Raw genomic sequence first — 23,195 nt, forward strand, 5'->3', positions numbered from 1 at the left:
CTCGAAGTCGGAGGCGGCCTGCGCGGCCTTGGCGCGGGTCTCCTCGAAGAGGGCGTCCGCCTCCTCGCGCTTCCACGGTGATGCGGTGTGCCCGGGAGCTGCTCCCGGGCACACCGCATCGCGCGCCGCCCAGGGGTCAGCCGATACCGAAGGGCTGGCCCATCTGGCCGTAGCCGAAGGACGGCTGCTGGTAGTGCGGGAACTGGCCCTGCTGGCTCTGCTGGAGCAGCGTCACGATGGCGGTCGGCAGCGCCTGCTGCACGGACTGCTCCACCGCGCTCCGGATGCCCGCGTGCAGCGTGTGGTGCATCGCGACGGCGAGGTAGGGGTGCGCCTGCTGGGCCATGCCCTGCTGCTGGAGCTGATGCTGGACCTGCTGGATCTCCTGAAGCGTCTGCTGCATGCGCTGCGCGACCTGCTGGCTCGCCTGCTGACAGGCCTGCTGGATCGCCTGCTGGACCACCTGGGCGATCTGCTGCTGCGGCCCGCTGATCTGCTGGCCGAACTGCTGCATGGGCTGGGTTCCGGTCATCACCGACATGAATGCTCCGTTCGATGCCATCACAAGGAAGCCGACATAAGGGTCTATGTGGGCTTTGTCGGGAGATTCCGACGCCCTGAAGCTAAGGTCGCGCCGCGTCGGCCGCAATCGGATGACCGCCTCCGCGGGCGGAGATCGCGGCCGGACGACGGCTCGTACGGCAAGCAGACGCGCCCGGCAGGACCGTTGCCAGGCCAGGTGGCCGCCCGCGGATCGGCGTTCGCGACGACGGGGACGGCGCCGCCGACCGAGTGAACCTCCTCGGCGGCCTCCATCGGCGGGACCCGCCGACTCACGGCGGCCCTGGTGTCGAGGGTGGAACACCGAAGAGAACTCCCCGAGCGGCGGGTCGAGTTCGGACCGTTGTGCGCGGTACGCGAGCACGGCGGCGAGGGCCACCGACAGCCTGATGAGGGCGGTCAGTCCAGGCCACTCCCGTACGGCCTCGTAAGGATCTCCAGATTGTGACCGTTCGGGTCGTCGAAGTACGCCCCGCGCCCCCCGTCCCTGTGGTTGATCTCGCCTGGGCGGCTGTGGTGCGGGTCCGCCCAGTACGTCAGGCCCGCCGAGCGAATACGAGCGAAGATCGCGTCGAAGTCGTCATCGGAGACCAGGAACGCGTAGTGCTGCGGAGTGATCGCCCCGGCGGTGTCCATGTAGTCCAGCGTCACGCCGTTCGGGACCTGCACCGGTATGAACGGGCCGTACTGAGGCTCCACCTCCAGACCCAGCATCTCCGCGAGGAACTGTGCCGACGCCTGCTTGTCGTGCGCGGCGACGATGGTGTGGTTGAGTTCTATGGACATGGGTCGGGCCTCCTGCCCCCTCGCTGCCAGAACCACTTCCCACGCTAGGACAACCACCCCGGACGACACATCCGTCTCCCGGCCGTTCCCCTCCGACCCGCGACCGAAGTCTGCGGCCCTACGCCCTACCGCACACGTCCAAGGCAAGCCTTGGCTTACCTTTCAGGGCCTGGCCGTCCGGCAGGCGCCCGCAAAAAGCGGACGGCCCGCCGGAAGCTCTACTTCCGGCGGGCCGTCCGCTACAGGGTCACTTGCCTACAGGGGTCACTTGCCGAGCACCGCGTTGTAGATCGAGATCGTCGACGTGTTGCCCTTCGTGTCGACGATCTTGGCGCGGAACGAGAGGCCCTTGCCCTTCTTCGGGTTCTTGTAGGTGATCTTGCCCTTCTTCACGGTCACCTTGGTCCAGGTCTTGCCGGAGTTGTACGACACGTACACCGACAGGGTCTTGAGACCCTTGCCCGCGGCCGAGCCCTGAACCGAGACCGGGGTCGTGACCTTCTTACCGGCCGCGACGCGGCTGTCCAGGCCGGTGGTCGCGGCGAAGCGGATCGTCGAGGCGGGCAGCTTCGCCCACCGGCTGTTCTTGGACTTGAACGTCCAGCTCGCGTCGACCCGGCTGGACACTGCGGCGACCTTGGCGCTACGAGTGACCGAGGTCGTCAGCTTGTACGAGGCCTCGCCGGCCGGGACCTTGAAGCTCTCCCCGCCCAGCGGGTCCGTGTTCGAGCCGACCTTGGCGCCGTTGCGGTACAGCGTCGTCTTGGCCGACGAGAAGAGCGAGGTCCCGAGGTGCGTCTGCCCGTCGGTGACCATCGGCAGGTCGCCGAAGATCTCGTTGCCCTCACGGTAGATGCCGGAGTAGGCGTTGACCCGCGGCCCGAACACGGCCGTGTTGAAGGTCTTGGTGTAGCTCTTGCCCGGCTTGAAGAGCTGCGGGGCACCGAGCGTGTAGTACGCGTCCAGGATCGGGAAGCCGTCCGCGTCCGTCTTGCCCGAGAACTGCAGGAAGTCGAGCGACCACCGGGCCTGTTCCCCGGTCGACACATACAGCGTGCGCGTGCTGCGCAGCTTCTGTCCGACTACGGCCCCGAAGGCGCCGGCGTTGGGCAGCTCGCCCACCGGCACCACCGCTCCTGTCTTACCGGAAGCCGACGCGCCCAGGTTCGCCTTCACCGTGGCGAACTCGCTCGCCTTGAAGTGGCGGACCTTGGCGCCCACGATCTTCTTGACCTTGGCATGGGTCACCGCGTCGTACTCGGCGGCGGCGCCCTTGGACCACTGGCCGTACCAGGTCTGGGACAGGCCGCTGACCTCGGGGCCGAGGTGCGCCATGCGGATGTCCTTGAAGGAGCCCCAGTCCAACTCGGAGCCGCCGACCGGCGAGTAGTCATAGGACAGAGCCGCAGCCAGCGGTTTGGCCTTGGCGTCCGCCACCGTGATGTCCGCCGCCTTGGCCTTGCGGGCGTCGAGCGTCACCGTGACGTTCTTGGTGACGTCCAGCTTGGGCTGGACCAGCCAGTCGACGCCGCCCTTGAAGCCCACCAGATCCTTGATCACAAACGACTCCAGCAGGTACGTGCCCTTGGGTACGCGCACGGTCACCGTGCCGGAGCTCGCCGGTGCCGTGAATTCGCGCCACTTGCCGAGGCCCGCGAAGCCGTACAGGTCGGTGAAGTAACCGGCCGCCGGCTTGCCGTCCCGCCCGATGTGCTTGAGCGTCACGTTGTACGACTCCACCTCGCGCACCACGGCCGCGGCCGTCCGCACGCTCTGGCCGCCGCCGGTCGCCGTCACGTACGCCGAGTACGCGCCGTCCGTGCTGCCATTCAGCTTGGTGTCGACGGTGACGGGCACCGACGCCGTGCCACCGGCCGGGACGGTGACCTCCTGCGAGCCAAGCGTGAAGAAGCCGACGGGTGCCGGCCGGCCCTTGGGGTCGGTGGCGGTCAGGGAGAGCGCCAGGGTGACGTCACTCTCGCCCAGGTTGCGGTACGTCAGCTCCTTGGTGACCGGCTTGTCATCGGTGTGCGGCCACTGCGCGATGCCGAAGCTCAGCGACGACGGCTCGGCGAGAACCATCTGCTTGATCGCCCGGTCCACCGCGATCCGGCCCGAACCCTGCTGGAACGGGGTGTAGTTGCCGCCCTTCGCGGAGCCCGTCAACGCGGACTTCAGCTCGGCGAACGTCCAGTCGGGGTGCTGCTGCTTGAGCAGAGCGGCGGCGCCCGCGACATGCGGGGTCGCCATCGACGTACCCGAGATGGTCATATAGCCGGCCGGCTTCTCGCCGACCTCCTTGCCGATGGCGTTGCCCGCGGCCGCGGCGGCGGTGATGTCCGCGCCGGGCGCGGTGACGTCGGGCTTGATGGCGCCGTCGAGGCCGGGGCCGCGGCTGGAGAAGTCGGCCAGCTTGTTGCCCCCGTCGACGGCACCGACGGTGAGCGCGTCGGCCGCGCTGCCCGGGGAGTCGACGGTCTGGTCGCCGGCTTCGCCCTCGTTGCCGGCGGCGATCGCGAAGAGGATGCCGTTCTGCTCGGAGAGCTTGTTCACCTCGGACTCGAGCGGGTCGATCCCGGGCGCGTCGGGGCCGCCCAGGCTGAGGTTGACGATGTCGGCGCCCTGCTGGGCCGCCCACTCCATGCCCGCGAGGATGCCGGAGTCTTCGCCGTACCCGTCGTCGTTCAGGACCTTGCCGCTGAGGATCTTGGCGCCGGGTGCGACGCCCTTGTACTTGCCGTTCGACTTCGCACCGGTGCCCGCCGCGATGGACGCCACGTGCGTGCCGTGTCCGACCTTGTCGGCGGTGCCGGCGGCGGTGGAGAAGTTCTTGGCCGCGCTCACCTGGCCCTTGAGGTCCGGGTGGTTGGCGTCGACGCCCGTGTCCAGGACGGCGATCTTGACGCCCTTGCCGTTGTACCCGGCGGCCCATGCAGTGGGAGCGCCGATCTGGGGCACCGACTTGTCGAGGCTGGCCTTGCGGACGCCGTCGAGCCAGACGTGCGCGATACCAGAGGCGGTGGTGTCGCCGTCGGTGACGGCCTTCCACAACCCGGGCGCGCCCTGCCGCCGCGTCTGCACCGCGTCCGCGTTCAGGGACTTCAGGGTCCGGCGGAGCGTGCCCGCCTCGCGGACGTCGGCCTTCGCGGTGCTCGCCGTGCCCTTGTAGCCGACGATGACCTTCAGGCCGTCACGCTGGTTCTTGCGACTGCGAGAGGTATTGAGTTCGGTGACGTCGAACAGACGTCGATCCAGCTTTCCGGTGGCGATCATGGCGGCCGCATCGGCCGGCATCACATAGGTGTGGCCGTGGACCTTGCGGACCTGGATCGGAACGTTTTCGCGGCCCTTCGCCCGCTCCAGGCCCACGACACGGCCCTTGGCGTCGACGGCGACACGGTCACCGGTGATCAGCGTGATGCGGTGCTTGGCCGTGAGAGCGGCTGTGCTCCTGCCGGACGCGGCCTCGGGCTTCGCCGATGCGGGGCTGGTCATACCCGCCGCCAGCGCCACGGCTGCCGCCGTGGCGACGGTCGCCGCGCACGCTCTTTTCACTTGTCTGCGCAAAACTCCCCCTGGAGATAAGGCACCGAATGATCCCCATTCATCCGGTCGGGGGTAGTCCCACACATGTGTACGCCACCCCCCGGAGTACGCAGTATGCCGGGAAAGCGATCAGAGCCTCAATGGAGTTCCCGATAACGAGTTGGGGTCGACTGCGCTGAGTGGGACTCAGGAGGCCGTGTTCTCCGTGACCGTGATCCTCCCCTTGCGGATGGTCGCGAGCCGCGGCGCCTCTTCGCGATCGTGGAGTCGTGGGTGACCATCACGAAGGTGAGCCCGTGCTCCTTGCACAGGGACTCCAGCACGTCCATGATCTCGTCGCGCGTGGACTCGTCGAGGTTTCCGGTGGGTTCGTCGGCGAGCAACACCTTCGGCCGCTTCACCAGCGCCCGGGCGATGGCGACGCGCCGCTGCTGACCACCTGGCAGTTCGGCGGGCAGGTGGCCGAGTTATGAAGGCACCCTGATGAACCGTTGAGCCCGCGCTGACAGAACGATGAGAAGCGTGCCCTGCGCCTCGGCGTGGCGGTGCGGACACCAGCGCGCCCGCCGCCCCCGAGAGGGGCGGCGGGCGCGCGGTGAAGTGGTGGGGTGCCGCGGAAGGTTCGGCGTCAGGCGGCCGAACCCGCCTTCCACTGGGACCAGTTCATGTTCCAGCCGTTGAGGCCGTTGTCCGGGGCGATCGTCTTGTCGCCGGTGTTCTGGACGACCACCACGTCACCGATGAGCGAGTGGTTGAAGAACCACGCGCCCGAGGTGTTCGGGTCGCCGGCACCCTTGGCGTCCGCCAGGCCGACGCAGCCGTGGCTGGTGTTCGCCACGCCGAAGATGCCCCTGCCCCAGTAGTTGCCGTGGATGAAGGTGCCGGAGGTGCTCAGGCGCATGGCGTGCGGCACGTCCTTGATGTCGTACTCGCCCTTGCCGTCACTGCCCTTGAAGCCGACGGTCGCGCCGTCCATCCGGGTCTCCTTGAACTTCTGGGAGATCACCATCTGGCCTTCGTACGTCTTGTTCTGCGGCGAGCCCGCGGAGATGGGGATGGTCTTGACGACCTTGCCGTCCTGCGTGACCTTCATCTGCTTGGTCCGCGCGTCGACGTACGAGACCTGGTTGCGGCCGATCTTGAAGGTGACGGTCTTCTGCTGTACTCCGTACACACCCTTCGCACCCTCGACGCCGTCGAGGTCGAGCTTCAGTGTGACGGTGGAGCCTTCCTTCCAGTACTGCTCGGGGCGGAAGTCGAGCCGGTTGGCGCTGAACCAGTGACCGACGACCTCCTGCCCGCTGCTGGAGGTCACGGTGATCTTCTTCTGGACGTCGGCCTGGTTGGTGATCGCCTTGTCGAAGTTGATCGAGACCGGCATGCCCACGCCGACGGTCGAGCCGTCCTCCGGCGTGAAGTTGCCTATGAAGGAGTGGGCCGGGGCGACGGTCGTGAAGGTGGCGTTCTCGTGTGCGTCGCGACCCTCGGAGTCCTGGGCGGTCACGGCGATCTTGTAAGTCGTCGCCCGCTCCAGCCGGCTGCTGGGCGCCCAGCTCTTCTTGTCGGCGGATATCTGTCCGGCGACGGACGCGCCGGACGTGGTGGTCATGGCGACGTTGGTCAGCGTCCCCTTGTCGACCGTGACCTTGGCGGCGTTGTTGATGGAGGCGTTGTCGGAGCCGTCCGCCGGCGTGATCTTGATCTGCGCCTCGGAGGCCTTCTTGGCGGCCGCCTCATCGACCTTGGCCTGCGAGGTGGCATCGCCACCGCCGCCACTGGCCGCTTCGTTGCCTCCGCTGCACGCGGTGAGCACGAGCATCCCGCCGAGCAGTGCGGACGCGGCCGTCAGGGCCTTGCGCCGCTTACTGTCCGTCATCACACGCTTCTCCATCGTTGCCGAATTCCCCAAAACCACATAGGTCCCCGCAGGAACCACCAACGCTCCGGACAGTCCGCCCCGTTCCACATCTCGGGGAGATGTGGGACACACCACGCCGGTCCAACGGGTGCGCGGGGCACCTCCGCGTCGCACGGGACGTCAGGGAGCACCTCTTGAGACGATGCGACCCCGGGCGCCGGTTGCCGCCCGGGGTCACGTTTTCTCCACAACATGTCAGCCGAGGCCGGCCTCCTCGTCGTCATCGTCCTCACCGAGGGCCCATTCCGGCGCATCAGGGTCATAGTCGATCAGCTCGCTGCTCCAAGAGGCCTGGGCGAGTTCGACGCCCGGCACCTCGCCGACCAGGTCGGCCGGGTCGACGAGGTAGGCCAGCGCCTCGGCAGTGTCCTCCGTCACCGCGCTCTCGGTGTACGTGCGCTCACCCTCGGGCATGTCCGGATCATCCGCGACACGGCACAGCGCGGCCTTGGTGACGGCGTCCTCGTCGTCGACCTGGACGACCAGTTCCACACGAAGGCGGACATAGCGTGATGTCTCAGAAGTACTCATGGCGGGCAGCGTACGGCCCGGAGCGGACGCTCAGAGGGTGCGACTTCCCCACGACCCGCGGCGTTCACTAGCATCGACCCACACGGCCAATTCGCAAGAACCACAGGGGGATCGGTATTTCGTGTCCGCCGCACGTCGATCGTCGTCCACCGCACGCCGGACGCTGCTGACCGCCGCCATCGCGGGAACCCTGCTGGGCGCCCTCTGGTTCGTCCCGTCCGCGGGCGCGGCACCGCACACGTCCGAAGAGCGAACGCAGACATCCACAGCCGGGAACGCCACCACGGACCCGGTGGGGGCAGACGTCCAACTCGCCGACACGGGGTCCGTTGACACGACGCCGTACGTGGTGGGAGGCACCGTCTTCCTGTGCCTGGGCGCGGGCTTCGTGACGTACTCGGTGCGCCGGGAACGCATGAGGGTGTACTGAGGGCCGCCGTCCGCCGTCGCGTTCATCGACAACGGCCCCCACCGCCGAGCGGTCAGGCCAGCGGCCCGGTGATCCCCTCGACGGCCGCCACGAGCCGGCCCGCCCGTACGAACCCGTCCGCCGCCGCGAGATCCGGGGCCAGGAATCGGTCCGGGCCCGGACCCGCGGCGCCCGCCTCACGCAGCGCGCTGATCGCCGCCCGGGTCGCCGGGGCCGGAGTCAGGCCCTCGCGCAGTTCGACGGCCCGTGCCGCCGTGTAGAGCTCGATCGCCAGCACCCGGGTCAGGTTGTCCACCGCCGTGCGCAGCTTGCGCGCCGCCGACCAGCCCATCGAGACATGGTCCTCCTGCATCGCGGAGGACGGGATGGAGTCGGCGGAGGCCGGCACGGCGAGCCGCTTCATCTCGCTGACCAGCGCCGCCTGCGTGTACTGGGCGATCATCAGACCCGAGTCGACACCCGCGTCGTCCGCGAGGAAGGGCGGCAGGCCGTGCGAGCGGTTCTTGTCGAGCAGCCGGTCCGTGCGGCGTTCCGCGATCGACGCCAGGTCCGCCGCTGCGATCGCGAGGAAGTCCAGGACGTACGCCACCGGCGCGCCGTGGAAGTTGCCGTTCGACTCGACGCGCCCTTCCTCGGGCAGGACCACCGGGTTGTCGACCGCCGACGCCAGTTCGCGCTCGGCGACCAGGCGGGCGTGCGCCAGGGTGTCCCGGCCCGCGCCCGCGACCTGCGGGGCACAGCGGACCGAGTACGCGTCCTGCACGCGCGGCGCGTCGTCCTGGTGATGGCCCGTCAGGCCGGAGCCCTTGAGCACCGCGCGCATGTTGGCGGCCGACGCGCCCTGTCCTGGGTGCGGGCGGATCGCGTGCAGCTCCGGCGCCAGCACCTTGTCCGTGCCGAGCAGCGCCTCCAGCGAGAGTGCCGCTGTGACGTCAGCCGACTTGTACAGCGCTTCCAGGTCCGCCAGCGCCATGATCAGCATGCCGAGCATGCCGTCGGTGCCGTTGAGGAGCGCGAGCCCCTCCTTCTCGCGCAGTTCGACAGGGGCGATGCCGTGCTCGGCGAGGAGTTCGGCGGCGGGCCTCACGGTGCCGTCGGGGCCTTCGGCCTCACCCTCGCCCATGAGCGTCAGCGCGCAGTGGGACAGCGGCGCCAGGTCGCCGGAGCAGCCGAGCGAACCGTATTCGTGCACGACCGGGGTGATGCCGGCATTGAGGATGTCCGCCATCGTCCGCGCGACCTCGGGGCGGACCCCGGTGTGTCCCGAGCAGACGGTCTTCAGCCGCAGGAACATCAGGGCGCGGACGACCTCCCGCTCGACCCGCGGGCCCATGCCGGCCGCGTGCGAACGGACGATGTTGCGCTGTAGCTGGGCGCGCAGCTCCTGGCTGATGTGCCGGGTGGCGAGCGCCCCGAACCCGGTGCTGACCCCGTACACGGGGTCCGGCTTCGCCGCCAGCGCGTCCACGATCTCGCGAGCCTGCGCCAGAGCCGCCAGAGCCTCCTCGGAGAGCTCGATCCGGGCGTCCGCGCGGGCCACGGCGAGCACGTCGGACGCGGTGACCCCGGACGTCCCCACCACCACAGTGTGCATATCCATATTCAGGAGCGTACGCAGTGAATTCGATGATGTCACTAGTGGATTGCGGGTCGGCCCCTTACCGGACCGAAGGGGGCGCGCGCAGCTCCGGCGGGGCAGCCGGCGCTCAGGACCCACGCCCACGGAACCGACGGCGCTCCCCCGCGGGCGGAGGCGTGTCGGCCAGGCGTACGACCGGGTCGTCGGGCCCCTCACGGCCCGCGACCACGGGCTTCGCGGCACCCAGCGCCTTGGCGCGGTACTGGGCCGCGTCCGCGAGCCGGAACAGCCGACGGGCCGAGCGGACCGGCCCGATGGGGTCCAGGGTCGAGGCGACCCCGCAGGCGACGCCGTCACCGAGTTCGAGCTCAGCCGCGCGGCGGCAGATCTCGTCGGCGATCCGGACCACCTCGTCGGCCGACGGGCCGACGGCCAGGAGACAGAACTCGTCCCCGCCGAGGCGCGCGACGAGGGTTTCCGGCAGCATGGCGCCGCACAGCGAGAGGACGGACCCGAAGCGTTCCAGCAGCCGGTCGCCCACGGCGTGCCCCTGGGTGTCGTTGACCCGCTTGAGCCCGTTGAGATCACAGACGACGAGCGAGACCCCGACCGCCTCCTCACGGTGCCGTTCGATCGCCTCGTCGAGGCGTACGTCGACGGCGCGACGGTTGGCGAGTCCGGTGAGGGCGTCGGTGAAGGCGAGCCGACGCGCCTCCTCCAGACGTTCGGTCTGGGCGATGCCGGCGGCGACCACGGAGGCGAGGACGGTGGCGAAGTCGGCGTCGGCACGGTCGAACGCGGGGGCACCGACCGGACGGGCCACATACAACTCCCCCCAGGCACGGCCATGCAGCACCAGGGGCGCGACGACGCAGCAGCCGCGGCGGCGCCGACGCAGGGCGGCCACACGCTGGTGGCAGTACCCGGCGTGGCCCGCGGCCTGGCCGTCCGCCGTCTCCACCCAGGCGCTCGGCCCTCCGCCGCCCGCCCAGCGCTCGTGCAGGAACTCGGTGATCTCCGGGAACTGGTGCACCGGGTACGCCTCGTGCTCCGGGAACTCCTCCTCGTCGGCCGCGCGCTCCCCCACGTTGACCAGGACCCGCAGCCGCCCCAGCTCGCGCTCCCACACGGAGAGCGCGGCGAAGCTCCCGGCGAGCGCCCGGCAGGCGCCGAGCGCGGCGGCCTGCCAGGACTCCCGCGGAGTGTGCGCCGCCGCCATCCCCTGCGCCAGCGCCACCACGGCCCTCAGCCGACTGTCCTCACCCATCCCTCCAGGCTAGGGACGTTCAGGACAATGTGGGACATCGATGCGGCGATCAGGGTGCGGACGCCGTGGGGCTCCTGCCAGCGGCGAACAGCGCGTCGGGGGCCTCGCGGCTACTCTCCCGGCCAGCGGGGGCTGCGCTTCTCGTTGAAGGCCGCCACGCCCTCCGCCCGGTCCCCCGAGAACGCCACCGACCGCCATGCCGCGTCCTCGACCTCGAGACCGGTCCGCAGGTCCAGGCCGTGCCCCAGCCGCAGGGCGCGCTTCGCGGCACGCAGGCCCACGGGGGAGTTCGCGGCGATACGGCCCGCGAGGGCGAGCGCCTCCTCGCGGTCTCGGCCCTCCGGTACGAGCTCGTCGACCAGGCCCAGCTCCCGCGCCTCGGCCGCCTCCAGGCGCCGCGCAGTGAAGATCAGCTCCGCCGCGCGCGCGGCGCCCACCCGGCGGGGCAGCAGCTGTGTGCCGCCACCGCCGGGGATCACGCCGACGGACACCTCGGGCAGGCCGACCACCGCCGTGCGGTCCGCCACGATCAGGTCGCAGGACAGCGCCAGCTCGAAGCCGCCGCCCAGCGCGAAACCGTGCACAGCGGCGACCGTCGGCATCGGCAGCTCCAGAACGCCCGTGTAGGCGGCGCGCGCGTGGGGCCGCTGGCGCATCAGGTCGGCGTCCGTGAAGGAGTTGCGCTCCTTCAGGTCGGCGCCCACGCAGAAGGCCCGCTCGTGCGTCGACGTCAGCACCGTCACCCGGGCGTCCCGGTCGGCGGCCAGGTGGTCGCACGCCTCGCCGATCGAGCGCGCCATCTGCGTGGACACCGCGTTCATCGCCTTGGGCCGGTCGAGCGCCAGCTCCGCGACATACCCGTGCCGCCGTACGACGACGTACTCGCCGAACCGCCGCCCGTCGCCCTGCTCCGCCATGACACCCTCCCGGTTAACGCGGGTTAACTATCGACGCCCCGATCATCGCAGCCGAAGCGGCCCGGCGAAAGCCGCCGCGGGACTCGCGCGGACACGGGCCACTCGTCCCCGTTCGGGTGACATTCGGGCGTCTTCATCCCGCCCGCCTTCCACTGGCACATAGCCTGCGCACCGTCATGACGCAGGGGGGAGCGCGGACGCACCGGGAGGAGCGACCATGACGACGGACCCGGCCACCACGGAGACCACGTCGACGGCACACGGCACTCCCGATCCCCTCCGGCGCCGCCCGACGGGCCGGCACCGCAAGCCCCGCTCCCGGCGCACGGTGCTCACCGTCGGCGGGTTCGCGCTCGCCGCCGGGGCACTGAGCCTCCTACGCCTGGTACCCGAGTCGGTGACGAGCGGGGGCGGGGCCGCGGAGGCCGAGCCCCGGATCGGCACCACCGCCGCCACCAGCACGGTGGACACGGTCGCCGCCGTGCCGTCCACGCGCGCCGCGAGCCGCTCCGCGGGCGCCGTCATGGGAGGGGTCGGTGCGCGCCCGAGCGCGCCGACCACCGCGCACCCCTCCTCGCCGGTCCCGCGTCACTCCGATCCCGCGACCGGCATCCCCGAGGCGCCCGCGACGTCCACGGCCACCTCTCAGGCTCCCGCGCCCCCGGAGCCGACGACGTCCGCGACGCTGCCGCCCACGCCGTCCCCGACCACGACCACCCGAGCCCCCGACCCGGCCGCGAGCACCCCGGGCCTGTGCCTTCCGGTCATCGGCTTGTGCGTCAACGACCCGTCCGCGTCGGACGATTGAGCCACGCCACGCGGAACGCCGCCCGTCCGCCCGGCCCGGGGCGGCCGCACCGAGGCACCGCGGCCGAAGGAAGCAGCCACTCGACCCCGGCCAACCGGCCGGGGCGTACCGACTACGCCGTCCCGTCCCGCCGCGCCAGCAGCCACGGCTCGATCACGCCGAGGCCGCGCACCGGGCGCTGCCACATGGGCTGGAGCGCGAAGCGGTACGAGGGCGGTTCCTCGCCCTCCTTCTCCGCGGCGGTCGCGGCCTCGGCGGCCTCCGTCTCGGAGGCGGGCGCCTCGCCCGTGCGGATCAGTTCCTCCGCGAACGCGCCGTCGACCAGGACCGCGTCCCGGGGAGCTATCGAGGTGAGCCGGCTCGCCAGGTTCACCGTCGTACCGAACACATCACCCATCCGGGTGGTCACCGTGCCGAAGGCGATGCCCACGCGCAGTTCCGGCATCGTCTCGTCGTGCGCCATCGTCTCGATGAGGCGGAGGGCGATCTCACTGGCCGTACCGGCGTCGTCCGCCGCGTACAGCACCTCGTCGCCGAGCGTCTTGATCAGCCGTCCGCCGTGCGCGGCGACCAGATCGGCCGCGGTCGTCTCGAACGCCTCGACGAGTTCGCCGAGTTCCTCCTCCTCCAGGCGGCGCGTCAGGCGCGTGAAGCCCACGAGGTCCGCGAAGCCGACCGCGAGGCGGCGGTCGACCATCTCCTCGTCGTCCGCGGCCTGGACGACCCGGCCGGTCGCGGCGGCGAGCTGGCGCCGCCAGACGTAGACGAGGAACTCCTCCAGCTCCGGCAGGAGCAACTCGACCAGGGGGTACGTCACCTCCGTGCGGGTCATACCGGGCTCGGGGGGCTCGGTGAGGCCCTCCAGGAAGGAGTCGATCTGCCACTCGGCCAGCCGGGCGGTGGTCTGCCCGGTCGAACGCGCCACCTGCACCGCCATCGCCTCGCTCAGCAGGCCCGCCTCCACCAGACCGGCGAGACGGCGCAACGCCAGGACATCGGCCTCCGTGAGCGCCTTGGCCTGCCCGATGTCCGCGAAGCCCATCGCCCGCCAGAACCGGGACGCCAGCTCCATCGAGACGCCCGCGCTGCGGGCCGCCTGAAAGGGGGTGTAACGGCGTTCCGCTCCCAGGATGAGCTGTTCCAGGCGGAGCGCCAGAGGGTTCTCGTCGGACTCGGCGTGTGCGTCCCGCCCCGGCTCGCCGTCGGGGGCGAGGTGTCCGCCCGTGCCCGAGCCCGTGTCGTCGACGGTCACGCGTGCTGCCCTTCCGATCTGCCGCGGTCAGGTATCGACCGCGGTCAACTCTACGGCAGGTGTGCGGTAGCTCACTCCTCAGCGGGTTGCCCCCGGCGGTGGCCGCAGGGTCCGGGCTGGCCGGGGGTCAGGGCGGTACCCGGGGTCGAGGTAGCCGTCCTGCGGGGGCTCCACCCCGGCCCCCTTTCGGCCTCGACGGCCTCGTCCTCGACGCCGGACGGGCTGCCGGAAGGCCGCCCTACGCCAGTCGCAGGTGCACGATGTCCCCCGCCCCCACCGGCTCCTGCACGCCGTCCCCCGTCGCCAGCACCAGCCGGCCGTCGCCGTCGATCGCCACCGCCTCTCCGGTGATGGACCGGTCGCCGGGCAACTCGGCCCGTACCAGGCGGCCCAGGGTCGCGCTGCCCGCCGCGTACGTCTCCTGAAGGCCGCTGGCCGCCGGGTCGCCGCCCGCGGCGACCCACCGGCGGTACCAGTCCTCCAGTGCGCGCAGCACGGCCCGCAACAGCGGGTCGCGGTCCGTGGCGCGGGCGCCCGCCAGGGCCAGGGAGCCCGCGGTGGGCACCGGAAGCTCCTCCTCATGGAGGGTGACGTTGATGCCGATGCCGATCACGACGGCGTCCTCGCCGGCGCGCTCGGCGAGAATCCCGCCGGCCTTGCGCTCCTCGTCGCCCACCGTGACGATGAGGTCGTTGGGCCACTTGAGTGCCGTGTCGACGCCCGCGGCCCGCGCGAGCCCGGACGCCACCGCCACCCCGGTGAGCAGCGGCAGCCAGCCCCAGCGGACGACGGGCACCCCGACCGGCTTGAGCAGGACCGAGAAGAACAGGCCGGAGCGTGCCGGAGCCGTCCAGGTGCGGTCGAGCCGACCGCGTGCGGCCTGCTGCTCCTCCGCGACCAGGACGGTGCCCTCGGCGGCCCGGCCGGACGTGGCGAGGGCGACGAGGTCGGTGTTGGTGGAGCCGGTGCGGGGCACCACCTCGATGCCGGTCCACAGCCCGCCCTCCCGCACCAGCGCCCGGCGTAGCGCGGCGGCATTCAGGGGCGGGCGGTCCAGGTCGGACCAGCGGCCGGCACCGCCGGAGTCGTTCGCGTCTGAGGCATCTCGGGGCATCATGCAAGCCACCCTAGGTGTGTTGAACACCGCACTGCTGATCGTCAGGCACACCACTACGCTACGGATGAGTAACCGTTCGCCCTTCTGAGCATTCTCCTAGTGCCGCGGCAGGCAGCGTTTGCCCGTCAAGGAGCGGCGTCCGGTGCGCTGCTCTCGGCGTGGCGGCCGGAAGCCCCCGTACTGGGTGTACGAGGGCTTCGGGCCGGTGCGGCGAGAGTGCGTGCCAGGCGGCGCCGCGACGGGGCAGACATCGCCTGTCGGGGCACTCGCACCTCACCCTCACGTCCCCACTGAGCAGGCAGGGAGCCGCATCCCGATGTCCGAGCCGGAAGAGATCGACATTCACACCACCGCGGGCAAGCTGGCGGACCTCCAGCGCCGGGTCCAGGAGGCGACGCACGCCGGCTCTGAGCGCGCCGTCGAGAAGCAGCACGCCAAGGGCAAGCTGACGGCCCGTGAACGGATCGAACTGCTGCTGGACGAAGGTTCCTTCGTGGAGCTCGACGAGTTCGCCCGGCACCGCACGACCAATTTCGGGCTGGAGAAGAACCGCCCGTACGGCGACGGTGTCGTGACCGGTTACGGCACGGTCGACGGCCGTCCGGTCGCCGTGTTCTCCCAGGACTTCACGGTCTTCGGTGGTGCCCTCGGCGAGGTCTACGGCCAGAAGATCGTCAAGGTGATGGACTTCGCGCTGAAGACGGGCTGTCCGGTCATCGGCATCAACGACTCCGGTGGCGCCCGCATCCAGGAGGGTGTGGCCTCCCTGGGCGCCTACGGCGAGATCTTCCGCCGCAACACCCATGCCTCCGGTGTGATCCCGCAGATCAGCCTGGTCGTCGGCCCGTGCGCGGGCGGCGCGGTCTACTCCCCCGCGATCACCGACTTCACGGTGATGGTCGACCAGACCTCGCACATGTTCATCACCGGCCCGGACGTGATCAAGACGGTCACCGGCGAGGACGTCGGCTTCGAGGAACTGGGCGGCGCCCGCACCCACAACACCGCCTCCGGCGTGGCCCACCACATGGCCGGGGACGAGAAGGACGCCATCGAGTACGTCAAGCAACTGCTGTCGTACCTGCCGTCCAACAACCTCAGCGAGCCCCCGGTCTTCCCGGAGGAGGCGGACACCTCGGTCACCGACGAGGACCGCGAGCTGGACACGATCGTCCCGGACAGCGCGAACCAGCCGTACGACATGCACACGGTGATCGAGCACGTCCTGGACGACGCCGAGTTCTTCGAGACGCAGCCGCTGTTCGCGCCGAACATCCTCACCGGCTTCGGCCGGGTCGAGGGCCACCCGGTGGGCATCGTCGCCAACCAGCCGATGCAGTTCGCCGGCTGCCTCGACATCGACGCCAGCGAGAAGGCGGCGCGTTTCGTACGCACCTGCGACGCCTTCAACGTGCCCGTGATCACCTTCGTCGACGTGCCCGGGTTCCTGCCCGGCGTCGACCAGGAGCACACCGGCATCATCCGCCGCGGCGCCAAGCTGATCTACGCCTACGCCGAGGCGACGGTCCCGCTGATCACGGTCATCACCCGCAAGGCCTTCGGCGGTGCCTACGACGTCATGGGCTCCAAGCACCTGGGCGCGGACCTGAACCTCGCCTGGCCGACCGCCCAGATCGCCGTCATGGGCGCGCAGGGCGCGGTCAACATCCTGCACCGGCGCACGATCGCCGAGGCGGACGAGCCGGAGGCGACCCGCGCACGGTTGATCCAGGAGTACGAGGACGCCCTGCTCAACCCGTACATCGCGGCCGAGCGTGGCTACATCGACGCGGTGGTCATGCCGTCCGACACCCGCCGCCATGTCGTACGCGGGCTGCGTCAGCTGCGCACGAAGCGGGAGAGCCTCCCCCCGAAGAAGCACGGCAACATCCCCCTGTAGGCCCCGGACCCCTGGAAGCGGACATGACGATCAAGGTCGTACGGGGTAACCCGACCCCTGAGGAGCTGGCCGCCGCACTGGCGGTGGTCCGAGCCCGCGCCGCGGCGGCGGCCTCCGTACCGCCCGCGGCGCGCCGTCGGGACGCCTGGGCCGACCCGGCCCGCATCGCAGGACACCGACCGCCCCAGCCGGGCCCGGCGTCCTGGTCCCGCACCTACTGGCCCGGCTGAGCCCGAGGGGCGTGGGTGACCGCACGGCCGACGTGCGGTCACCCACGCCCGAGAGCGCCTGGTCAAGTTGAGTACGCGTACTCAGGCGCCGAAGCACACCAGCGCCGCACGATCGAAGGCATGCTGTGGTCCGACCCCGACAACGAGCCGCCCAAGGAACTCCGTCGCGCTCAGGACATGTTGCGGCGGCTGGGGGTCCTCATGGCGCTCGCCATGCTGCTGGCGATGATCGTCATCGGCATCAGGTGAGGGGCGCCGATACGCTGAGCGCATGACCGATCAGCCTCGCCGCCGTCTTGTGCTCGCATCCCAGTCCCCCGCCCGGCTCGGACTGCTCCGGCAGGCCGGGCTCGAACCCGAAGTCATGGTGAGCGGGGTCGACGAGGACGCCGTCACCGCCCCCACCCCCGCGGAACTCGCGCTCGCCCTGGCGGAGGCGAAGGCCTCCGTCGTGGCGGCGAAGCCCGAGGTCATGGGTGCGCTCGTGATCGGCTGCGACTCGGTGCTCGATCTGGACGGCGAAGCCCTCGGCAAGCCCGCGGACGCGGAGGAGGCGACGGCCCGCTGGAAGGCCATGCGCGGCCGGGCGGGCACGCTCCAGACCGGCCACTGCGTCTACGACACCGTCAGCGGCCGGTACGCGTCCGCGACCGCGTCCACCGTGGTCCGTTTCGGTGAGCCGACGGACGAGGAGATCGCCGCGTACGTCGCCTCCGGCGAACCGCTCTACGTGGCCGGGGCGTTCACGCTCGACGGCCGCTCGGCGCCCTTCATCGACGGCATCGACGGCGACCACGGCAACGTCATCGGCATCTCGCTGCCGCTGGTCCGCCGACTGCTGGCCGAACTGGGCGTCGGCATCACGGAGTTGTGGGCTTCCGAGGAGGAGTGAGCCCGGAGGCCGCGGGTCAGGGCGTGACCGGTGCGGGGCCGCCGTTCCCGTGGGTCCCCGGGGTTTCGCCCTCCGACGGCGCGGCTTCCCGGGGCTCGCCCTGAGCCCCTTCGTCAGCTTCGGGACCGGTGCCCGCGGGCGGTGCGCCGGCCGTGCCCTGCTGACGGTCGTACGTCATCAGGGTCAGCAGGATCAGCCCCAACACCACCATCATGAAGGCGAACGCGCCCCAGCCGACCAGGCCGATCGCGAAGGCACCGAGCAGGCCGTGCACCACGGCGGCACTGATCAGCAGGATGCGCCAGATACCGGACGGGGAGCGGTCGCGCACGGCGGTCAGCAGGGCGGCGAGCCCGCACAGCGCGAAGTAGATCCCGAAGGCGACACCGGCCGCCTTCGACGAGACGGCCATCGTGTGCGGGTCGAGCCCGGCCAGGGACATGTCCTGCCGGTCGACGACCATGCCGAGGAACCAGTTCAGCAACGCGACGCCGAACGCCTCCACGAAAAGGACGGCCGCCACGATCCATGCCACTGGTCTGCGGACCACCGGCCCCACCCACTTTCGAGCGCGCCACGGGTTACCTCGAGTACGTTCAGGACGTCTGAACGCTACTAACGGGTAAACCTCAGGGCAAGAGGTCCGGCGAGGGCAAAGAATCGTTGGGCCATTAGTAGGGACTCAACAAAGAAACACGACCTGCGGCAGGACTACTTCATAGAGACCTCGACCACGTCGGAGGGCTAGGGTTTTCCGGTGGATCCCCATGTACGGCGGTGCGACAAGGGATTTCACAGGTGCAGTGAGCCTGGTTTCACGCTCCGTGTGGGCAAGCTCACCACTGAGGACGGGTCGAAACGTCGTGTCGGCAGTCCCTAAAATCGGCTTGTTTCAAGGAGAGGGAGCCAACGTGCGCAAGGTGTTGATCGCCAACCGTGGCGAAATCGCTGTCCGTGTCGCCCGGGCCTGCCGTGACGCCGGGATCGCGAGCGTGGCCGTGTACGCCGACCCGGACCGGGACGCCCTGCACGTCCGTGCCGCGGACGAGGCGTTCGCCCTGGGTGGTGACACCCCCGCCACCAGCTACCTGGACATCGAGAAGGTCCTGCAGGCCGCCAAGGACTCCGGCGCGGACGCCATCCACCCGGGCTACGGCTTCCTTTCCGAGAACGCGCACTTCGCCCAGGCCGTCCTGGACGCCGGCCTGATCTGGATCGGCCCGCCGCCGCAGGCCATCCGCGACCTGGGCGACAAGGTCGCCGCCCGTCACATCGCACAGCGTGCCGGCGCTCCCCTGGTCGCCGGTACCTCCGACCCGGTCTCCGGGGCCGACGAGGTCGTCGCCTTCGCCGAGGAGCACGGCCTGCCCATCGCCATCAAGGCCGCCTTCGGCGGTGGCGGGCGCGGCCTGAAGGTCGCCCGCAACCTGGACGAGGTTCCCGAGCTGTACGAGTCCGCGGTGCGCGAGGCCGTCGCGGCCTTCGGTCGCGGCGAGTGCTTCGTCGAGCGCTACCTCGACAAGCCCCGCCACGTGGAGACCCAGTGCCTGGCCGACCAGCACGGCAACGTGGTCGTCGTCTCCACCCGTGACTGCTCCCTCCAGCGCCGCCACCAGAAGCTGGTCGAGGAGGCGCCCGCCCCGTTCCTGAACGAGAAGCAGACCGCCGAGCTGTACCGGGCGTCGAAGGCCATCCTCAAGGAGGCCGGCTACGTGGGCGCGGGCACGGTGGAATTCCTCGTCGGCGTGGACGGCACGATCTCCTTCCTCGAGGTCAACACCCGCCTCCAGGTCGAGCACCCGGTCACCGAGGAGGTCGCCGGCATCGACCTGGTGCGCGAGATGTTCCGCATCGCCGACGGCGAGGAACTGGGCTACGGCGACCCCGAACTGCGCGGCCACTCCTTCGAGTTCCGCATCAACGGCGAGGACCCCGGCCGCAACTTCCTGCCCGCCCCCGGCACCGTGACCACCTTCGCCCCGCCGGCCGGCCCGGGTGTGCGCCTGGACGCCGGTGTGGAGTCGGGTTCGGTCATCGGCCCGGCGTGGGACTCGCTGCTGGCCAAGCTGATCGTGACCGGCCGTACCCGCAAGGAGGCCCTCGAGCGGGCCGCCCGCGCGCTGGAGGAGTTCCAGGTCGAGGGCATGGCCACCGCCATCCCGTTCCACCGCGCGGTCGTCAGGGACCCCGCCTTCGCGCCGGAACTGACCGGCTCGGTCGAGCCGTTCACGGTCCACACCCGCTGGATCGAGACGGAGTTCGTCAACGAGATCAAGCCGTTCACGGCGACCGCTGAGGCGGAGGCCGAGGAGGAGTCGGGCCGCGAGACGGTCGTCGTCGAGGTCGGTGGCAAGCGCCTGGAGGTGTCCCTGCCGGCGTCGCTGGGCATGTCCCTGGCTCGTACGGGGCTGGCGGCGGGCGCCAAGCCGAAGCGGCGAGCGGCCCGCAAGTCCGGCCCTCTCGCCTCCGGTGACACCCTGGCCTCCCCCATGCAGGGCACGATCGTCAAGGTCGCTGTCGAAGAGGGCCAGGAGGTCAAGGAGGGTGACCTGGTCGTCGTCCTCGAGGCGATGAAGATGGAGCAGCCGCTGAACGCGCACAAGGCCGGCACCATCAAGGGCCTCAACGCGGAGGTCGGCGCGTCCCTCACCTCCGGCGCCGCCATCTGCGAGATCAAGGACTGACGCAGGCGTCCATCGAGACGCCCGGCGGACGCGCTGTAGCAGTGCGTCCGCCGGGCGTCTCGTTCTGCCGCCACTCCCACGCACCCCGGACCCGTACGGACCGCCGACGGACCCACCGTCCGCGCGGCCGACGGCAGAGCGCACCCCAGGCGGCTCAGGCGGAGCCGTGGCGTGCCTTCTGCCTCATCGGCGACGCAGGTCCGCGACGCGCGCGCGTTCTCCCGCGGGCTGTTCCCCGAGGACCGTCGCACTGCGCAGTTGCGGGCCGCCTGCGGGGACCTGGCCACGGCGCGGACCGGGCAGGGACACGTCCCGGCGCGGCTGACGCCCCGCCGGGACGGGATCGCCTCCCGCCGAACCGCTGCCCGACGCCCCGGCAACCGCCACCTGTACGCCCTGATCGGCAAGGGCCTGCAGTTCGGTGGCCGCACGGTCGTCGTGCGCGGGCGGCTCATCCGTCACCAGGTGGGTGATGACGTCCGTCGGCACGGTCTGGAACATCGTGTCCGCGCCGAGCTTGGTGTGGTCGGCGAGGACGACGACCTCCGCGGCCGCCTGTACCAGTGCGCGGTCGACGGACGCCGACAGCATGTTGGACGTGGAGAGCCCGCGCTCGGCGGTGAGTCCGCTCCCTGACAGGAAGGCTCTGGAGACCCTCAGCCCCTGCAGGGACTGCTCCGCACCGCTGCCGACCAGGGCGTAGTTGGAGCCGCGCAGGGTGCCGCCGGTCATCACGACCTCCACGCGATTGGCGTGGGCCAACGCCTGTGCCACCAACAGGGAGTTGGTGACCACGGTCAGCCCGGGAACCCGCGCGAGTCTGCGCGCCAGCTCCTGCGTGGTGGTACCCGCCCCGACCACGATCGCCTCGCCTTCTTCGACGAGACCCGCGGCGAGGTCGGCGATGGCCGTCTTCTCGGCGGTCGCGAGATGCGATTTCTGCGGAAAGCCGGACTCCCGCGTGAACCCGCCCGGCAGTACCGCACCGCCGTGCCGGCGGTCTAGGAGTCCTTCTGCCTCCAGTGCACGCACGTCCCGCCGTACGGTCACTTCGGAGGTCTGGACGACGCGGGCGAGCTCACGGAGCGACACGGCACCGTTCGCTCGCACCATTTCGAGGATCAATTGGCGACGTTCTGCAGCGAACACGAAACTGACAGTAACCCCAACGACCGTCTGGTTTCAGCAGTTTGCGCCGAATAACAGAAGTTGTTCGCACGGCAAGGCCGGAGGTGGTATAGGAGCTTAGGCCTCCTGCCTATGCCACACGCATCGTCGGCGACTCACCGTGACCCGCGCCACCGCCCCCGGGCCGTCAGGACTCGGCCGTGAGCTTCCGGGCGTACAACTGCCGTGCCACCTCGGCGATCGAGCCCGACAGGGACGGGTACACGGTGAAGGCGTTCGCGATCTGCTCGACCGTCAGATTGTTGTCGACCGCGATCGAGATGGGATGGATCAGTTCGGAGGCGCGCGGTGCGACGACCACACCGCCGACCACGATCCCGGTGCCGGGGCGGCAGAAGATCTTGACGAAGCCGTCGCGGATGCCCTGCATCTTGGCGCGCGGGTTGCGCAGCAGCGGCAGCTTGACGACCCGGGCGTCGATCTTGCCGGCGTCGACGTCCGCCTGGCTGTAGCCGACGGTCGCGATCTCGGGGTCGGTGAAGACGTTCGAGGAGACGGTCTTCAGGTTGAGGGGGGCCACCGCGTCGCCCAGGAAGTGGTACATGGCGATGCGTCCCTGCATGGCGGCGACGGACGCGAGGGCGAAGACGCCGGTGACGTCGCCGGCCGCGTACACGCCCGGAGCCGTCGTCCGGGAGACCTTGTCGGTCCAGATGTGCCCGGACTCGCGCAGCCTGACTCCGGCCTCCTCCAGCCCCATCCCGCTGGTGTTGGGGATGGCGCCGACGGCCATGAGGCAGTGCGAGCCCGTGATCACCCGTCCGTCGGACAGGGTGACCTCGACCCGGTCGCCGACGCGCTTGGCGGACTGTGCGCGCGAGCGGGCCATCACGTTCATGCCGCGCCGCCGGAAGACGTCCTCCAGGACGGCGGCGGCGTCGGGGTCCTCGCCGGGCAGCACGCGGTCGCGCGAGGAGACGAGGGTGACCTTGGACCCGAGGGCCTGGTAGGCGCCGGCGAACTCGGCACCGGTGACACCGGAGCCGACGACGATGAGCTCCTCGGGCAGCTCGTCGAGGTCGTAGACCTGGGTCCAGTTGAGGATCCGCTCACCGTCGGGCTGGGCGTCGGGCAGCTCGCGCGGGTGACCGCCGGTGGCGATGAGCACGGCGTCGGCGGTGAGGGTCTCCTCGCTGCCGTCCGCGGCCCGCACGACGACCTTGCGCGACCCGTCCAGGGCCTGCATGCCCTCCAGCCGGCCGCGGCCGCGCAGGACCCGGGCGCCCGCCCGGGTGACGGACGCGGTGATGTCGTGGGACTGGGCGAGCGCGAGCCGCTTCACCCGGCGGTTGACCTTGCCGAGATCCACCCCGACGACGCGCGCGACCTGCTCCAGGGGCGGGGTGTCGTCGGCGACGATGATGCCGAGCTCTTCGTACGAGGAATCGAACGTGGTCATCACCTCGGCCGTGGCGATGAGCGTCTTCGACGGCACGCAGTCGGTGAGTACCGACGCCCCGCCCAGGCCGTCGCAGTCGACGACGGTCACCTCCGCGCCGAGCTGCGCGGCCACCAGCGCCGCTTCATATCCGCCGGGTCCGCCACCGATGATCACGATCCGAGTCACGTACCCCATTGTCCCGCACGCC

The 23,195-nt window shown here is 70.6% G+C and carries 20 protein-coding genes and 1 pseudogene; 7 read left to right on the forward strand and 14 right to left on the reverse strand.

The window, feature by feature from the left end; all coding sequences use genetic code 11:
* Positions 1-136: 136 nt before the first annotated feature.
* From ACWDEX_RS34050 to ACWDEX_RS34075, 6 genes and pseudogenes are all read right to left on the reverse strand, one after another.
* Positions 137-541 carry a hypothetical protein gene (locus ACWDEX_RS34050; RefSeq protein WP_450468338.1) on the reverse strand — a complete coding sequence of 135 codons (405 nt, stop codon included), beginning with the start codon at positions 539-541 and terminating at the stop codon, positions 137-139.
* Positions 542-960: 419 nt separating this feature from the next.
* Positions 961-1,347, reverse strand: coding sequence for a VOC family protein (locus tag ACWDEX_RS34055; protein ID WP_450468339.1), 387 nt, complete (start codon positions 1,345-1,347; stop codon positions 961-963).
* Between the two features lie 264 nt (positions 1,348-1,611).
* Positions 1,612-4,902 (reverse strand): S8 family peptidase, encoded by a 3,291-nt coding sequence (locus ACWDEX_RS34060; RefSeq protein WP_450468340.1) that lies wholly within the window; start codon positions 4,900-4,902, stop codon positions 1,612-1,614.
* A 177-nt stretch (positions 4,903-5,079) separates the two neighbouring features.
* A pseudogene (locus ACWDEX_RS34065) lies at positions 5,080-5,360 on the reverse strand (ATP-binding cassette domain-containing protein); the annotation flags it as partial.
* Between the two features lie 161 nt (positions 5,361-5,521).
* Positions 5,522-6,784 carry a L,D-transpeptidase gene (locus ACWDEX_RS34070; RefSeq protein WP_450468341.1) on the reverse strand — a complete coding sequence of 421 codons (1,263 nt, stop codon included), beginning with the start codon at positions 6,782-6,784 and terminating at the stop codon, positions 5,522-5,524.
* A gap of 222 nt (positions 6,785-7,006) precedes the next feature.
* Positions 7,007-7,342, reverse strand: coding sequence for a hypothetical protein (locus tag ACWDEX_RS34075; protein WP_450468342.1), 336 nt, complete (start codon positions 7,340-7,342; stop codon positions 7,007-7,009).
* Between the two features lie 121 nt (positions 7,343-7,463).
* Between ACWDEX_RS34075 and ACWDEX_RS34080 the strand changes: the two genes are divergently transcribed.
* Entirely contained in the window at positions 7,464-7,772 is a 309-nt protein-coding gene (locus tag ACWDEX_RS34080) for a hypothetical protein (protein ID WP_450468343.1), read from the forward strand.
* 52 nt (positions 7,773-7,824) lie between these two features.
* On the opposite strand, the gene hutH is transcribed toward ACWDEX_RS34080, so the two are convergent.
* The 3 genes from hutH to ACWDEX_RS34095 all read right to left on the reverse strand — a co-directional run bounded on the left by hutH (position 7,825) and on the right by ACWDEX_RS34095 (position 11,535).
* Entirely contained in the window at positions 7,825-9,366 is a 1,542-nt protein-coding gene (gene hutH / locus ACWDEX_RS34085; protein ID WP_450468369.1) for a histidine ammonia-lyase, read from the reverse strand.
* 112 nt (positions 9,367-9,478) lie between these two features.
* Positions 9,479-10,618, reverse strand: a complete 1,140-nt coding sequence (locus ACWDEX_RS34090) for a diguanylate cyclase domain-containing protein (protein ID WP_450468344.1) — start codon at positions 10,616-10,618, stop codon at positions 9,479-9,481.
* 110 nt (positions 10,619-10,728) lie between these two features.
* Positions 10,729-11,535, reverse strand: coding sequence for an enoyl-CoA hydratase/isomerase family protein (locus tag ACWDEX_RS34095; RefSeq protein WP_450468345.1), 807 nt, complete (start codon positions 11,533-11,535; stop codon positions 10,729-10,731).
* A 217-nt stretch (positions 11,536-11,752) separates the two neighbouring features.
* Here ACWDEX_RS34095 and ACWDEX_RS34100 point away from each other — a divergent pair, with 217 nt between their 5' ends.
* Positions 11,753-12,343 (forward strand): hypothetical protein, encoded by a 591-nt coding sequence (locus ACWDEX_RS34100; RefSeq protein WP_450468346.1) that lies wholly within the window; start codon positions 11,753-11,755, stop codon positions 12,341-12,343.
* Between the two features lie 112 nt (positions 12,344-12,455).
* On the opposite strand, the gene ACWDEX_RS34105 is transcribed toward ACWDEX_RS34100, so the two are convergent.
* Together ACWDEX_RS34105 and ACWDEX_RS34110 are read right to left on the reverse strand one after the other, a co-directional pair.
* The gene (locus ACWDEX_RS34105) at positions 12,456-13,595 is read right to left on the reverse strand and encodes an adenylate/guanylate cyclase domain-containing protein (RefSeq protein WP_450468347.1); all 1,140 of its coding nucleotides are present in this window, start codon (positions 13,593-13,595) and stop codon (positions 12,456-12,458) included.
* A gap of 238 nt (positions 13,596-13,833) precedes the next feature.
* The gene (locus ACWDEX_RS34110) at positions 13,834-14,712 is read right to left on the reverse strand and encodes a biotin--[acetyl-CoA-carboxylase] ligase (protein WP_450468348.1); all 879 of its coding nucleotides are present in this window, start codon (positions 14,710-14,712) and stop codon (positions 13,834-13,836) included.
* A 316-nt stretch (positions 14,713-15,028) separates the two neighbouring features.
* Between ACWDEX_RS34110 and ACWDEX_RS34115 the strand changes: the two genes are divergently transcribed.
* The 4 genes from ACWDEX_RS34115 to ACWDEX_RS34130 all read left to right on the forward strand — a co-directional run bounded on the left by ACWDEX_RS34115 (position 15,029) and on the right by ACWDEX_RS34130 (position 17,734).
* The gene (locus tag ACWDEX_RS34115) at positions 15,029-16,612 is read left to right on the forward strand and encodes an acyl-CoA carboxylase subunit beta (protein WP_450468349.1); all 1,584 of its coding nucleotides are present in this window, start codon (positions 15,029-15,031) and stop codon (positions 16,610-16,612) included.
* A 23-nt stretch (positions 16,613-16,635) separates the two neighbouring features.
* Entirely contained in the window at positions 16,636-16,842 is a 207-nt protein-coding gene (locus ACWDEX_RS34120; RefSeq protein WP_450468350.1) for an acyl-CoA carboxylase subunit epsilon, read from the forward strand.
* Between the two features lie 120 nt (positions 16,843-16,962).
* Positions 16,963-17,091, forward strand: a complete 129-nt coding sequence (mmpB, locus tag ACWDEX_RS34125; protein ID WP_450468351.1) for a morphogenic membrane protein MmpB — start codon at positions 16,963-16,965, stop codon at positions 17,089-17,091.
* A gap of 22 nt (positions 17,092-17,113) precedes the next feature.
* Positions 17,114-17,734, forward strand: coding sequence for a Maf family protein (locus ACWDEX_RS34130; protein WP_450468352.1), 621 nt, complete (start codon positions 17,114-17,116; stop codon positions 17,732-17,734).
* A 16-nt stretch (positions 17,735-17,750) separates the two neighbouring features.
* Here the strand turns inward: ACWDEX_RS34130 and ACWDEX_RS34135 are convergent, their stop codons facing one another.
* A complete protein-coding gene (locus ACWDEX_RS34135) occupies positions 17,751-18,284 on the reverse strand; it encodes a hypothetical protein (protein WP_450468353.1) in 534 nt (177 codons plus the stop codon).
* A gap of 361 nt (positions 18,285-18,645) precedes the next feature.
* Between ACWDEX_RS34135 and ACWDEX_RS34140 the strand changes: the two genes are divergently transcribed.
* Positions 18,646-20,418, forward strand: a complete 1,773-nt coding sequence (locus ACWDEX_RS34140) for an acetyl/propionyl/methylcrotonyl-CoA carboxylase subunit alpha (RefSeq protein ID WP_450468354.1) — start codon at positions 18,646-18,648, stop codon at positions 20,416-20,418.
* A gap of 183 nt (positions 20,419-20,601) precedes the next feature.
* Here ACWDEX_RS34140 and ACWDEX_RS34145 read toward each other — a convergent pair whose 3' ends face one another.
* On the reverse strand, positions 20,602-21,567 hold the full coding sequence (locus ACWDEX_RS34145; protein WP_450468355.1) for a DeoR/GlpR family DNA-binding transcription regulator: 966 nt from the start codon (positions 21,565-21,567) through the stop codon (positions 20,602-20,604).
* Between the two features lie 166 nt (positions 21,568-21,733).
* A complete protein-coding gene (locus tag ACWDEX_RS34150) occupies positions 21,734-23,182 on the reverse strand; it encodes an NAD(P)H-quinone dehydrogenase (protein ID WP_450468356.1) in 1,449 nt (482 codons plus the stop codon).
* Between the last annotated feature and the right edge of the window lie 13 nt (positions 23,183-23,195).

Source organism: Streptomyces sp. NPDC001020, from assembly GCF_053599115.1.

Excerpts from the sequence above, each read along its gene's own strand:
- ACWDEX_RS34050 (WP_450468338.1), bottom strand. The coding sequence starts at position 541 with ATGTCGGTGATGACCGGAACCCAGCCCATGCAGCAGTTCGGCCAGCAG.
- ACWDEX_RS34055 (WP_450468339.1), bottom strand. The coding sequence starts at position 1,347 with ATGTCCATAGAACTCAACCACACCATCGTCGCCGCGCACGACAAGCAG.
- ACWDEX_RS34070 (WP_450468341.1), bottom strand. The coding sequence starts at position 6,784 with ATGGAGAAGCGTGTGATGACGGACAGTAAGCGGCGCAAGGCCCTGACG.
- ACWDEX_RS34075 (WP_450468342.1), bottom strand. The coding sequence starts at position 7,342 with ATGAGTACTTCTGAGACATCACGCTATGTCCGCCTTCGTGTGGAACTG.
- hutH (WP_450468369.1), bottom strand. The coding sequence starts at position 9,366 with ATGCACACTGTGGTGGTGGGGACGTCCGGGGTCACCGCGTCCGACGTG.
- ACWDEX_RS34090 (WP_450468344.1), bottom strand. The coding sequence starts at position 10,618 with ATGGGTGAGGACAGTCGGCTGAGGGCCGTGGTGGCGCTGGCGCAGGGG.
- ACWDEX_RS34095 (WP_450468345.1), bottom strand. The coding sequence starts at position 11,535 with ATGGCGGAGCAGGGCGACGGGCGGCGGTTCGGCGAGTACGTCGTCGTA.
- ACWDEX_RS34100 (WP_450468346.1), top strand. The coding sequence starts at position 11,753 with ATGACGACGGACCCGGCCACCACGGAGACCACGTCGACGGCACACGGC.
- ACWDEX_RS34110 (WP_450468348.1), bottom strand. The coding sequence starts at position 14,712 with ATGATGCCCCGAGATGCCTCAGACGCGAACGACTCCGGCGGTGCCGGC.
- ACWDEX_RS34115 (WP_450468349.1), top strand. The coding sequence starts at position 15,029 with ATGTCCGAGCCGGAAGAGATCGACATTCACACCACCGCGGGCAAGCTG.
- ACWDEX_RS34120 (WP_450468350.1), top strand. The coding sequence starts at position 16,636 with ATGACGATCAAGGTCGTACGGGGTAACCCGACCCCTGAGGAGCTGGCC.
- mmpB (WP_450468351.1), top strand. The coding sequence starts at position 16,963 with ATGCTGTGGTCCGACCCCGACAACGAGCCGCCCAAGGAACTCCGTCGC.
- ACWDEX_RS34130 (WP_450468352.1), top strand. The coding sequence starts at position 17,114 with ATGACCGATCAGCCTCGCCGCCGTCTTGTGCTCGCATCCCAGTCCCCC.
- ACWDEX_RS34150 (WP_450468356.1), bottom strand. The coding sequence starts at position 23,182 with ATGGGGTACGTGACTCGGATCGTGATCATCGGTGGCGGACCCGGCGGA.